The organism is Janthinobacterium sp. SUN100 (assembly GCF_030397705.1).
GTDB lineage: Bacteria > Pseudomonadota > Gammaproteobacteria > Burkholderiales > Burkholderiaceae_D > Janthinobacterium > Janthinobacterium kumbetense.
Genome location: NZ_JAPUBU010000002.1, coordinates 703,091 through 715,497, shown reverse-complemented (window position 1 = coordinate 715,497; position 12,407 = coordinate 703,091). Strand labels below are relative to the sequence as shown.

Genomic DNA, 12,407 nt, shown 5'->3' with positions numbered 1-12,407 from the left:
GATACCGTATGATGGTGGCAATGCCGCCCTGGAAACAGGGGGCGCGTACGGAAACACTTTCAAAGGAATGTTGAAAATTGCTGCGACTCGATGACTTGCAGGTATTTGTGCGCACGGCCGACCGGGGCAGTTTGTCGGCGGCCGCGCGCGAGATCGGCATCTCGCCCGCGCTGGCCAGCGCCGCCGTCAAGCGCCTGGAAGGCGTGTTGGGCTTGCGCCTGCTGGCCCGCACGACGCGCTCGCTGAGCCTGACGCCGGAAGGCACGCAATACCTGGAACATGCGCGCGAAGCCTTGCGCCTGCTGCGCGCAGGCCACGATGCCCTGCTGGCCGGCAAGGACAGTTTCGGCGGAACCTTGAAAATTGCCATGCCCTCCGACCTGGGCCGCAACCTGATGCTGGGCTGGCTGGACGAGTTCCAGCTGCGCCATCCGACACTGCATTACCAGCTCAGCGTCAGCGACCGGGTGGCCGACATGGTGCGCCAGCAAGTCGACGTGGCCATCCGCTATGGCCAGCAAGACGATTCGAGCATGATCGCCATGCCGATCGCGCCCGCCAACGACCGGGTGCTGGTGGCGTCGCCCGCCTACCTGCGCGAATACGGCCCTTTGCTGGCGCTGGAAGACTTGTCGCAGCGCAATTGCCTGCGCTTCGCGCTGGAAGACGGCTTGCACGACCGCTGGACTTTTTACCGCCTGCCCCAGCGCGAGCAAGTGACGGTGTCCGTGAGCGGCAACCGCAGCGCCGACGACGCCGACCTGGTGCGCCGCTGGGCCGTGGCGGGACTGGGCATCGCCTATAAGTCGCGGCTCGACGTGGCGGGCGACCTGGACGCCGGCCGCCTGCAAGCGCTGTTGCCCGACGTTGCGGGCGAGGCCACGCCCTTGCACCTGGTCTGCACGCACCGGGCGCAGGTGACGCCGCTGGTGCTGCAGTTGCGCGATTTCCTGCGCGACAAATGTGCGCAGTTATTAAAACGGCAGAATTGACCGGAGAGCGTTGCTTATCTGATATCAGCGATTTTTTAAAATCACATCGCTCATGTATTGATTCAAATCGCGAAAGTCTTTCACCCGCCAGGCATATGGCGCAATCTTGACGCCATTCTCTTTCAAGGTCTTGGGAATCAGATCGCCATTCGGACGCAGGATGACCGACGATACGATCACGCCAGGATAATCCTTCAGGCGTTTTTTGAAGGCGGCGGTGGTCAGGTCCGGCGTGGGCGGATTGCTTTTATTCGCCAACGGCCCCGTTCCCTTGATCTCCGCGCCATGGCACACGGCACAGCGCTGTACATACAGGGTTTTCCCATTCAGATTCTCCGCCAAGGCTGACGGCGCTTGAATCAGCGATAACGTTCCTAATGCAGCGATAAATAATATTTTCATTTCTTTTTAATGTGGACGTATTGTATGGATAATGTCTGGTTCGAGAGAAAATACGGAATGCCATTGCAATACGCCATTCTCCCGATAACATTTTATCCGAGATGATTCATGATAATGTGCCCGTAATGTGCCCCTGCCCGCGAGAGCCTGGCTGCTGAACCATCGTGCTTGATTACAACTCGTTGCAAATGGCAATCATGCGCAGGTCAACCTGGGCGTACCCTCAAGCATTCTGCATGAAACCGCTTGAAGGACCGCCATGACCCCGCACCGATTATTGCCGACGACCTTGATTTCGCTGCTCTTGCTGGCCGGCTGCGCCGCGACCGGACCAGGACCGGCCGCCCAGGCCGATCATCGCGCGCAGAGCAGTCCCGCGCAGACCAGTTCCGCGCAGGACGTCGCCATGCTGGAACGGGTCAGCTGGGGCGTGAGCGGGGGCAGCGTGCGCCAGGTACAGGACAAAGGCTGGAACGCCTGGCTGCGGACGCAGTTGCATCCAGGAAAAGCGGCCTTGCCGCCAGCCATCGCCGCGCAAATCGACGCCATGACCATCAGCCAGGTGCCGCTGGAGCAATTGGTGATTTCTATGGAGCAAAAGCGCAAGGAGTCGGCCGGCTTCATGGACGACATGGCGAAGCAGCAGGCGCAAAAGGATTATCAGCAGGAACTTAACCGCCTGGCGCGCGAAGCGGCCACGCGCTCCTTGTTGCTGGACGTGTATTCGCCGAACCAGTTGCAGCAGCAGCTGAGCTGGTTTTGGCTCAACCATTTCAGCGTGCACCAGGGCAAGCACAACTTGCGCGCCATGGTGGGCGATTACGAGGCGAACGCCATCGCGCCACATGCACTGGGGAAATTCCGTGACTTGCTGGGCGCCACCGTCCACCATCCGGCCATGCTGCGCTACCTGGACAATGAAGCCAATGCCGCCAAGCGCATCAATGAAAACTATGCGCGCGAGCTGATGGAACTGCATACGCTGGGCGTGAACGGCGGCTATAGCCAGATGGACGTGCAGGAACTGGCGCGCATCCTGACGGGCGTGGGCGTGAACCTGGGAGCGGACACGCCGAAAGTGAAGCCGGCGCTGCAGTCGCAATACGTGCGCCGGGGCTTGTTCGAGTTCAACCCCAACCGCCACGATTACGGCGACAAGCAATTCCTCGGGCAAACGGTGAAGGGCAGGGGGCTGGCCGAGCTCGATGAAGCGCTGGACCGCCTGAGCCGCAGTCCCGCCACCGCGCACTTTATCAGCGGCAAGCTGGCCCAGTATTTCGTCGGCGACAATCCGCCCGCGCCGCTGGTGGCGCGCATGGCGGCCACCTTCCAGCGCAGCGACGGCTTGATCGCCGACGTGCTGCAAACCATGTTCGACAGCCCCGAATTCAGACAATCGCTGGGCAAGAAATTCAAGGACCCCATGCATTATGTCGTGTCGGCCGTGCGCCTCAGCTATGACGACAAGCCCATCCTGAATGCGGGACCCATGCTGAACTGGCTGTCGCGCATGGGCCAGCCCCTGTACGGACGCCAGACGCCCGATGGCTATCCGCTGACGGACGCTTCCTGGGCCAGTCCGGGGCAAATGACGACGCGCTTCGATATCGCCCGCACCATCGGTTCGGGCAGCGCCGGCCTGTTCAAGACGGATGGCCCGCAGCCGCAGGAAAAAGTGGCGTTCCCGCAACTGGCCAGCGCCCTGTATTACCAGTCGCTGCAGCCAGGCTTGAGTCCGGCCACGCGCCAGGCACTGGATCAGGCCGCTTCGCCGCAGGAGTGGAATACATTTCTTCTTTCCTCGCCGGAAATGATGCACCGTTAAGTTGAAATCGGAGGATTGCCATGAATCGTCGTGACCTGTTGAAAGCCCTGGCCGCCGCACCCTTGTTCACCCACGCGGGCAGCCTGCTGGCCGCACCCGCCACGGATGCGAAGCTGCTGTTCGTCTTCCTGCGCGGCGGCTATGACGCGAACAATCTGCTGGTGCCGGTCGGCAGCGATTTTTACTATGCGGCGCGGCCGAATATCGCCATCGCGAAACCGGGCGAGGAAAACGGCGCGCTGGCCTTGACCGCCGACTGGGCCTTGCATCCGGCCTTGCGCGAGAGCATTTATCCCATGTTCACGGGCGGCGAGGCGGCCTTCATCCCGTTCGCGGGCACGACGGATTTGACGCGCAGCCATTTCGAGACGCAGGATACCATCGAGCTGGGACAAGAGATCAACACGCGGCGCGACTTCCGTTCGGGTTTCCTGAACCGCCTCGTGCAGACCTTGAATGGCAGCAAGGCCGGCCCCGCCATCGCTTTCACCGACCAGCTGCCGCTGATCTTCCAGGGCGGGGTGCAAGTGCCGAACATGGCGCTGCGCTCCGTGGGCAAGTCCGGCATTGATGCGCGTCAAAGCCAGATCATCGCCGCCATGTACCGGGGCACGCCCCTGCAGCAACCCGTCAGCGCGGGCTTTGTCGTGCGCGACGACGTGACGAAGGAATTGACGGGGGAAATGCAGGCGGCCAACCGCAACGCCATCAGTACCAAGGGTTTTGAGCTGGAAGCGCAGCGCATCGCCCGTTTGATGAAGGACAAGTACAACCTCGGCTTCGTCGACGTGGGCGGCTGGGATACGCACGTGGGGCAGGGCGGCGCCAGCGGTTACCTGGCGGGGCGCTTCGATGAACTGGGACGGGGACTGGCCGCGTTTTCGCAGGAAATGGGCAGCGCCTGGCGCAATACCGTCGTCGTCGTCGTCAGCGAATTTGGCCGCACCTTCCGCGAAAACGGCAACCGCGGCACGGACCACGGCCACGGCAGCGTGTTCTGGGTGCTGGGCGGCGGGATCAAGGGCAAGCAGGTGGCGGGCGAGCAAGTGGCGATTGCCCAGGCAAACCTGTTCCAGAACCGCGACATGCCCGTGCTGAATGAATACCGGGCCGTACTGGGCGGCTTGCTGCGCCGCACCTTCGGCTTGACGCCGGCGCAACTCGACCACGTGTTTGCCGGCGTGAAACCGGCGGAACTGGGCCTCGTGTAAATCGGCGAATCTCCGTGTTACGCTACGCCTGCGCAACTGGCGCATAGCGAATACTGGCGGCCCATGGCGCCGGGCACGAATGGAGTGGCATGAACGATACCCAGCGCGACATTGTCAGCGCAGGCTTTTCCCTGGCCTTGATCGCCGTGACGGCCTTCGTCATGCAGCGTTTCTTTTTGCCGCTCGTGTGGGCCGGCATTCTGTGCGTGGCCACCTGGCCTTTGTATGTGCGCGTGCGCGCGGCGCTGGGCCAGCGCACCATCGTCGCGGCAGCCGTGCTGACCCTGGCGTTTGCCTGCATCTTCATCATTCCCGTGCTGTTCGGCGTGGCGCAGGCGGCGCGCGAAGTGCCTGTGCTGGCCAATTTCGTCGTGCATGCGAATGCCGACGGCTTGCCCGTGCCGGACTGGGTGGCGCATGTCCCGCTGGCCGGCAGCGCCATCGGCGACTGGTGGCAAGCCACCCTGAGCCAGCCGCATGGCCTGGGCCACTTCTTTGCGGGCAGCGCCGTGGGCGGCTTTCATTCCGCGCGCGACATGCTCAAGGTGCTGGGCGCGGACGTGTTCCACCGCCTGGTCGACTTCGGCCTGGCGTTTTTATGCCTGTTTTTCTTTTACAAGGATGGTGAAGCGCTGACGCGCCAGATCACGGCCGTCGGCAGCCATTTTTTGCGTCCCGAACGGTGGGGCCGCTATGCGCAAAAGATCCCCACGGCCATCCGCGCGACCGTCAACGGCCTGGTGCTGGTGGGCCTGGCCGAAGGCGTGCTGATCGGCATCGCCTACGCCATCGCCGGCTTGCCGTCACCGGCCCTGTGGGCGTTTGCCACGGGCATCCTGGCCATCATCCCGTTTGGCGCGCCGCTCGCGTATGGATGCGCGGCCGCCTTGCTGGTGTTCCAGGGCAATGTGGGCGCCGCCATCGGCGTGGCCGCCTGGGGCACCGTGGTGCTGTTTGTTGCCGACCACTTCGTGCGCCCTGGCATGATCGGCAACGCCACCCGCTTGCCTTTTCTTGCCGTGCTGTTCGGCATCCTGGGGGGCGTGGAAACCCTGGGCCTCGTGGGCCTGTTCATCGGCCCTGTCGTGATGGTGCTATTTGTTACCTTGTGGTACGAAGCGAATGCGACTGACCGCGTACCGCCGGCCAACATGCCTTCCAGCACAGCTGCCGAAACACCTGCCAGTCCGGCCGCGCCGGAACGCACACAGTAGTGAGGGGTCGGTCAGCGTGCTGCTGGCCGGTACTGAGGCGTTCCCGGCGTGGCCGGACGGAGCTGACTTGATAACAGGGTACGAACACCTTGTTTTAAAGTCATTCTTAATGTGCCTTGGATAGAATAAGCAACCAACGGCGCATCAGCAGCACTTCAACATAGCCCGGCTCGATGCCCGTACCGCACTCGATCAAGGGATTGACGGTGTAGTAGCGCTTGCGGAAGTCGCGGCAGACGAGGATTTCGCGCTTGCCCATGCGGACGAGGAAAGAGCTTGGGGCGTATTCCAGGCCGAACCGTGAGCCAAAACCGCTATTCAATGTTGCCATGACAATTCCTTTGAGGGAGATGTGTTGAACGAGTCATCAGAATAGCATAACTACTGTATGAATACACAGCTACTGTATGAATAAACAGTATTTTTTTACTGGTGTGGTTTTTTTGATCAGTACCGGGAACATGAAAGAGAGATGAGTTTGCAAGAGAAAAATGACATGGGCATGACCACGGGCTGGACCACGAAACTGCGCCGCTTCGTCGAGGCGCGCCTGTCGCCCGAAGGCGAACTGGGCCTGCATATGACGGTGGGCCTGGCCCTGATGCTCGTCGCCATCGTGGTCTTCCATGAGATCGCCGAAGCCGTCATGGGCATGCAGCAAATTACCGTGATCGACTTGCAGGTGGCGCAGTGGTTCAACCAGCATGCCGTGCCGTGGATCACCAGCTGCCTGCTGGTCGTCACGCACATGCATGGCGTGATCGGCGCCATCACCCTGGCCGTCTTGCTGGGCTGGTATCTGCACCGCAAGGGCGCCAGCTACTGGTTGTTTACCCTGGTCATTACCATGCCGGGCGTCATGTTTTTGAACCTGCTGCTAAAGTACATTTTTGTGCGCGCGCGGCCCAGCTTTGACGAGCCCATCCTGCAGACGGCCCTGAGCACGTACAGCTTTCCCAGTGGCCATACGGCCACCTCGACGGCCCTGTACGGCTTGCTGGCCGCCTACCTGATTTGCCAGACGGCGCCGGGTGCGTGGGGCAAGCGCATCGCCATCGCGCTGGGCGCCTTCCTGATGGCGTCACTCGTGGGCTTCAGCCGCATTTACCTGGGCGCGCATTACCTGAGCGATGTGCTGGCGGCCATGGCGGAAAGCTATGGCTGGCTGGCCATCTGCATCGCCGGCGTGTCGACCCTGCGCCGCCGCCGGCATATCCGGCAAACCAGATAAGGGGAAACCATCCTGAGCAAGATTGCAGTCATCATCAATGCGGGCGCCGGTTGCGGCTATGCGCCCGACTGGGCGCAGCAGCTCGAAGCGAAATTCGCCGCCGTGGGGCTCGACGCCGCCATCACCCTGGCCGCCAGCGGCGCCGAGATGATCGCCACGGCCGGGCAGGCGCTGCGCGATGGCGCGCCCATCGTCGTGGCCGGTGGCGGCGACGGCACCATCAATGCCGTCGCGTCCGTCGTCGTCGGCAGCGGCACGCCGTTTGGCGTCTTGCCGCTGGGTACCCTGAACCATTTCGCCAAGGATTTGAACATTCCGCTCGAACTCGATGCGGCGATCGCCAACGTGGCGCAGGGCGTGCCGCACCAGGTCGACGTGGGTGAAGTCAATGGCCGCATCTTCCTGAACAATTCCAGCCTGGGCCTGTATCCCGACATCGTGCGCGACCGCGAAAAGCAGCAGCGCCGGCTGGGACGGGGCAAGTGGCTGGCGTTCAGCTGGGCGCTGGTGGCGGCCTTGCGCCGCTATCCCTTCCTCAGCGTGCAATTGAAACTGAAGGACGCCGTGCATGCGCGGCGCACGCCGTTTGTCTTTATCGGTAACAATGAATACCTGATGGAAGGCTTGAATATCGGCGAGCGCGAACGGCTCGATGGCGGCCAGTTGAGCCTGTACGTGGCGCAGCGTCCGGGCCGCCTGGGATTGCTGAAGCTGGCCTTGCATGCGCTGTTCGGCAAGTTGTCGCAGGCCAAGGATTTCGACGTGCTGACGGCGACCGACCTGGAAATCGCCACGAAGCACCGGCGCCTGCGCGTGGCCACGGATGGCGAAGTGACCGTCATGAATACGCCGCTGCAGTACCGCATCCGCCCCGCCGCGCTGACGGTGCTGGTGCCTGCGCCGGCACCTTCCGGGGAGTAAGGCCATGCGTACCATCGTGCATTTGTCCGACTTGCATTTTGGCAAGGTCGACGCGGACTTGCTGGCGCCCTTGCGCGCGCTCGTCGAACGGCTGGAACCGGACGTCGTGGTGGTGTCGGGCGATTTGACGCAACGGGCCCGCAGCGCCCAGTTCCAGCAAGCGCGGCAGTTTCTCGACAGCTTGCCGGGGCCGCAGATCGTGGTGCCGGGCAACCATGACGTGCCTCTGTATAACGTCTTTTCCCGCTTCCTGACGCCGCTGGTGAAATACCGGCGCCATGTGACGGACGATTTGTCGCCCGAATATGTGGACGAGGAAATCGCCGTGCTGGGCATTAATACGGCCCGCTCGCTGACGTTCAAGGATGGCCGCATCAGCCACGAGCAGATCGATTTCCTGCGCGAACGCCTGGGCCGTTTGCCGCCCGGGTTGACGCGCATCATCGTCACGCATCATCCATTTGACTTGCCCGAGCACTTCGACGACGATGATCTGGTCGACCGTGCGCCGCTGGCGCTGCAAATGTTTTCCGAATGCGGCGTGGATCTATTGCTGGCCGGGCACTTGCATGCGAGCGTGGCGGGCAACACGGCCGAGCGCTACAAGATCGCCGGCTACGCTGCCCTGATGGTGCAGGCGGGCACGGCTACGTCCACGCGGGGCAGGGGCGAATCGAATTCCTTCAACGTGCTGCGCGTGGAAAACAGTTGTATCCGCGTCGAGCGCTACAGCTGGAATGAAGACAGCGCCGACTTTGAAAAAGTCAGCACGGAAGCATTCGCGCGCCAGGGCGGCGTGTGGGCCAGCTTGCGGCCGCTGTAGCCAGAATTAATGGGGTAGGCGGCAACCGGCATCAGGAGTGGCCGGCAAAATGGCCAGGGCTAGGCGCGTTGCCGAAGACAGTACGAATAGTACGGCGAGGCAATGCAACAACGCCCTGGACTTTTTGATGGCTACTCCGCTACAGCCAGTAGTTCATGAAGCGGGCCGCCCACTCCTTCATGCGGTCGGCAATCGGCCGCGTTTCCCATTTCGCCCTGGTGATCTCTTCCGAGTCGCGCAAGTCTTCCTGGAAGGCGTTTTCCATTTCGCGGCCGAAGCTGTCGCCCAGCACGATCACGTTCAGTTCGCTGTTATGCAGGAAGCTGCGCATGTCGATGTTGGTCGAGCCGACCGTCGACCAGGCGCCGTCGATGACGGCCGTCTTGGCGTGCAGCACGGCCAGTTTCAAGTGGAAGATGCGGATGCCGCCGGCCAGCAGCTGGTCGTACAGCGCGTGTCCCGCATGGAATACGAGACCGCTGTCGGACACGCCGGGCAGCACCACGGTCACATCTACGCCACGTTTCGCGGCGGCCACCAGCGCATCGACCGTCTGCTGGTCGGGCACGAAGTAGGCGGACGTGATGTGGATGGATTTTTTTGCTTCCTGGATGGCCAGGATATACGCCTTGTAGATTTCGAAGCCGCCGTCCGGCTCGCTGGCCACGACGCGCACCAGCTTGTCGCCCACTTCCGACAGGGTGGGGAAGTAATTCGCGTCCGGCAAGTCGGCCTGGTCTTGCTGGGCCCAGGTGCGGATGAACAGCCACTGGAAGGCGGCCACGGCCGGGCCTTCCACTTTCACGTGGGTATCGCGCCAGCCCACGTCGCTCTTGTCGGCGGACTTGTTCTTGGAGCGGAACAGCGAGCTTTTCGCATAGGTGTCGCTGATGTTGACGCCGCCCGTAAACGCCGTCTTGCCGTCGACGATCAGCACCTTGCGGTGGTCGCGGTTGTTGATCTTCCAGTCGTCGCCCTTGAGCTTGGCGGGATTGACGGGGTTGAAGGCCACCAGGTGCACGCCGGCCGCGCGCATGCGCTCGAAGAACGCCTGCGGCACGCCGAGGGTGCCCACGCTGTCGTAGATGACGTTGACCGTCACGCCCGCCTGCTGCTTTTCGATGAGCATGTCGGCAAACTTCAGGCCCAGCGGGTCCTGGTCGAAGATATACGTTTCCAGGTTGATGCTGTTCTTCGCTTCGCTGATGGCCTGGAACATGGCTTCCATCGTTTGCGGGCCGTCAAACAGCAGGGTCACCTTGTTGCCCTTGATCAAGGGCACGCCCGTGGCCGCCTCTTCCAGCGCGGCCTGGGCTTTCAAATCCATGCCGGACTTCGCCCAGCGCTTGTTGAGCAGGGCGGCGCGGCTGTTGACGTTCAGCACGGCGCCCTTGCCCGTGATCACCTTGGGCTTGGCCACGGGCTCCAGGGTGGTGTTGAGATTCTTGACATTGGGCAGCGAGGCGCATGCAGCCAGGGTCCAGCACAGCAGTAGGGCGGTGAGGCAGGGTTGCATGCGCCTGGCGGTCATTTTTGAGCCTTGGTCGTGGGTGACAGGTTTGCCGAGTCATCGGCCAATGCCAAAGGTGGCGGGTTTTTCGAGCCGAAGAAGAAGACGATGGGCGAGCGCAGGAAGCGCTTGCCCAGGATCTTCAGCAATTGCATGCCGTGCTTGAAGCGTACCTGGCGCGAACGCAGGGCCACCCACAGGGCCAGGCCGAAGCTCACCAGCAGGTTGGCCGTGCCGATGGCGAAGATGCCCGACAGCGACTTGACGGCCAGTTGCCAGCTCATGTTGTGGTCCAGGCCCACCAGCGCGGTGGCGAAGTTGGCGGCCGAGAAGGTGATGTGGCGGATATCGATCGGCAAGCCGATCAGGAAACCCAGGGTGCCGATGGAACCGAGCAGGATACCGAAATAGAAGTTACCCATCAGCCCGCCCAGGTTGTTTTCCAGGTACAAACCCAGCCGCTGCAGGCGTTCCTGGCCGATGACGCGGCCCAGGCCGCGCAATTGCGCGATGCGCTGCGCCCAGCGCGTGTACAGGGCCTGGTTGTCGTAGTAGCCGGAAATCAGGCCGGCGACGAACAGGCACACGCCGGCGATCATGGCGTAAAAGATCGCGGGGCTGCCGATGGGATCGATATCGTGCAGCAAGCGCATGGCCTTCTCGGGCGTCACCAGGTTGTGCCCGGTGATCGCCTTGTAGCCGAGCGCGATCAGCCACGCCGTGGGGATGGCCGTGGCCAGGTTGCCCAGCACGGCCATGTTTTGCGTGCGGAACACTTTATTGATCAATTCCGCCATGCTGTCGAGGTCGATATTCCGTCCATCCTTGCTGTGCAGGCCGGCTGCGATGCGCGACGCCGTCATGGCCGGCTGCTTGGTGGCCACCGTGAAGTGCAGCAAGTGGATGAACATGAAGCCGATCGAGTAATTCATGCTGAACATGAACGCTTCGACCAGCGGCGCCGAGCGCAGGTAGGACATCAATATCTTGAACAGGGCCATGAAGCCGATGATCACGCCCGCGCCCGCGGACGACAGGAACATGGCGCCCATTTCGCGGCGGTTTTCCGCGATGTAATGCTCGCCCGTGCGGCTGGCGTTTTCCGTCACATTGCGCGCCAGCAAGTTGATATTGTCGGAAAACAGGTCGCTGACCTTGTATTTGTTGTTGTGCGCCTGGATCAGTTCCAGCGCCAGCCCGACGGCGCCCGCGCGGCGGCGGCTGACGGGTTGCGGGTGCAGCAAGTCTTGCGTGGCGTCCACCGTGATGGCGGCGATGTCCACGTTGTTCGAGGCCGGCAATTCGCCGCTCGTGTCGACGAGGAACAGCAGCTTGCGCAGGCGCTCGATGCTTTGCGCCAGCGCCACCAGCAGATACGTGAGGGGAATGCTGGTGCCCTGGTACAGCGCCTTCTTGCGGATCTTGGCGATGACGGCGTCGCACTGGTCCAGCATCACCAGCAAATGGCGCGCATCCTCGATGTGCTCGATATCGCCGTGCAGCAGATTCGTATAGGCGTCCAGGTAGGCGTTCACTTCCGTGTTCTGCACCATGAACGGCGACTGGAACACTTCAATTTCGCTATGGAAACGCGTCAATTCCGGTTCCAGGCCCATGGCGCAGACGCGGTAGGACAGGGTGCGGATGGCGTCGAGCATGCCTGGCAGCATGATATTGCCATCGCCGACGGCCAGTTCGATGTCGTCGCTGGTGAGCACGTCGAACAGTTCCAGCCAGTCCGTGGCGGGCACGTTGCTGATCCACAAATAATCGGTCTTCAGGTACAGCACCTGGTCAAGCGCGTCGTTCAGGTATTCGTCGCCGAGGGCGGGCGGCAGCATGCGGTAGGCGATGCGGCGTTTCAATTCCGTGAAAAAGCCGCTGTTCGACAGCACGCCGATATCGGTGTAAAGGCTGGCGTGGCGGCGCGCGGCCAGCACGCGCAGCACGTATTCGTGCAGGGCGCGCGCTTGCGCGGGGTTACCTTTGAGAAGCTGGCGCAGGGTGCGCACGTTGGCAATCGCGGTAGCGCTGTCGTGGGGGCGCTTGGGACGCAGTGAGTTGAATAGTTCCACCAGCAAGTCGATATTGCTGGAGTTGGGGTCAATGCGTTCGAGGATAGCTAGCATGCAGAAAAAACGGGCGAGCCGCTGTCGGTAAAACCAGTAGTGTACCGCCTGCGTCAATTCTCGCAACGTTCGCCACCGAACATTGCTTTACGGCAGGGCCTGCATTTAACGCCATTTTGCCGCAAATTGCCTGAATCATGCTCACTCTT

Annotated in this window: 11 protein-coding genes; 7 read left to right on the top strand and 4 right to left on the bottom strand. The window is 62.2% G+C overall.

The window, feature by feature from the left end:
* The first annotated feature begins 77 nt into the window (after nucleotides 1-77).
* Entirely contained in the window at nucleotides 78-992 is a 915-nt protein-coding gene (locus O0881_RS15450) for a LysR family transcriptional regulator (protein ID WP_289912019.1), read from the top strand.
* Nucleotides 993-1,016: 24 nt separating this feature from the next.
* Here O0881_RS15450 and O0881_RS15445 read toward each other — a convergent pair whose 3' ends face one another.
* Nucleotides 1,017-1,394: a cytochrome c gene (locus tag O0881_RS15445; protein ID WP_077401501.1), complete on the bottom strand. Its 378-nt coding sequence runs from the start codon at nucleotides 1,392-1,394 to the stop codon at nucleotides 1,017-1,019.
* Between the two features lie 259 nt (nucleotides 1,395-1,653).
* Between O0881_RS15445 and O0881_RS15440 the strand changes: the two genes are divergently transcribed.
* From O0881_RS15440 to O0881_RS15430, 3 genes are all read left to right on the top strand, one after another.
* Nucleotides 1,654-3,219, top strand: a complete 1,566-nt coding sequence (locus O0881_RS15440; protein ID WP_289912018.1) for a DUF1800 domain-containing protein — start codon at nucleotides 1,654-1,656, stop codon at nucleotides 3,217-3,219.
* Nucleotides 3,220-3,239: 20 nt separating this feature from the next.
* Nucleotides 3,240-4,430, top strand: coding sequence for a DUF1501 domain-containing protein (locus O0881_RS15435; RefSeq protein ID WP_251350793.1), 1,191 nt, complete (start codon nucleotides 3,240-3,242; stop codon nucleotides 4,428-4,430).
* A gap of 89 nt (nucleotides 4,431-4,519) precedes the next feature.
* Entirely contained in the window at nucleotides 4,520-5,644 is a 1,125-nt protein-coding gene (locus tag O0881_RS15430) for an AI-2E family transporter (protein WP_289912017.1), read from the top strand.
* 106 nt (nucleotides 5,645-5,750) lie between these two features.
* Here O0881_RS15430 and O0881_RS15425 read toward each other — a convergent pair whose 3' ends face one another.
* Nucleotides 5,751-5,975, bottom strand: a complete 225-nt coding sequence (locus tag O0881_RS15425; RefSeq protein WP_010396348.1) for a hypothetical protein — start codon at nucleotides 5,973-5,975, stop codon at nucleotides 5,751-5,753.
* Nucleotides 5,976-6,116: 141 nt separating this feature from the next.
* Between O0881_RS15425 and O0881_RS15420 the strand changes: the two genes are divergently transcribed.
* Genes O0881_RS15420 through O0881_RS15410 form a run of 3 tightly spaced genes read left to right on the top strand, consistent with a single transcriptional unit; the run spans nucleotide 6,117 to nucleotide 8,619 of the window.
* Nucleotides 6,117-6,875: a phosphatase PAP2 family protein gene (locus tag O0881_RS15420; protein WP_289912016.1), complete on the top strand. Its 759-nt coding sequence runs from the start codon at nucleotides 6,117-6,119 to the stop codon at nucleotides 6,873-6,875.
* A 12-nt stretch (nucleotides 6,876-6,887) separates the two neighbouring features.
* Nucleotides 6,888-7,796 carry a diacylglycerol kinase family protein gene (locus tag O0881_RS15415; protein ID WP_289912241.1) on the top strand — a complete coding sequence of 303 codons (909 nt, stop codon included), beginning with the start codon at nucleotides 6,888-6,890 and terminating at the stop codon, nucleotides 7,794-7,796.
* A gap of 4 nt (nucleotides 7,797-7,800) precedes the next feature.
* The gene (locus tag O0881_RS15410) at nucleotides 7,801-8,619 is read left to right on the top strand and encodes a metallophosphoesterase (protein WP_289912014.1); all 819 of its coding nucleotides are present in this window, start codon (nucleotides 7,801-7,803) and stop codon (nucleotides 8,617-8,619) included.
* Nucleotides 8,620-8,758: 139 nt separating this feature from the next.
* Here O0881_RS15410 and cls read toward each other — a convergent pair whose 3' ends face one another.
* Nucleotides 8,759-10,150: a cardiolipin synthase gene (gene cls, locus O0881_RS15405; protein ID WP_289912012.1), complete on the bottom strand. Its 1,392-nt coding sequence runs from the start codon at nucleotides 10,148-10,150 to the stop codon at nucleotides 8,759-8,761.
* On the bottom strand, nucleotides 10,147-12,258 hold the full coding sequence (locus tag O0881_RS15400) for a site-specific recombinase (RefSeq protein WP_289912010.1): 2,112 nt from the start codon (nucleotides 12,256-12,258) through the stop codon (nucleotides 10,147-10,149). The genes cls and O0881_RS15400 overlap by 4 nt, the downstream gene beginning before the upstream one ends.
* Nucleotides 12,259-12,407: the final 149 nt, after the last annotated feature.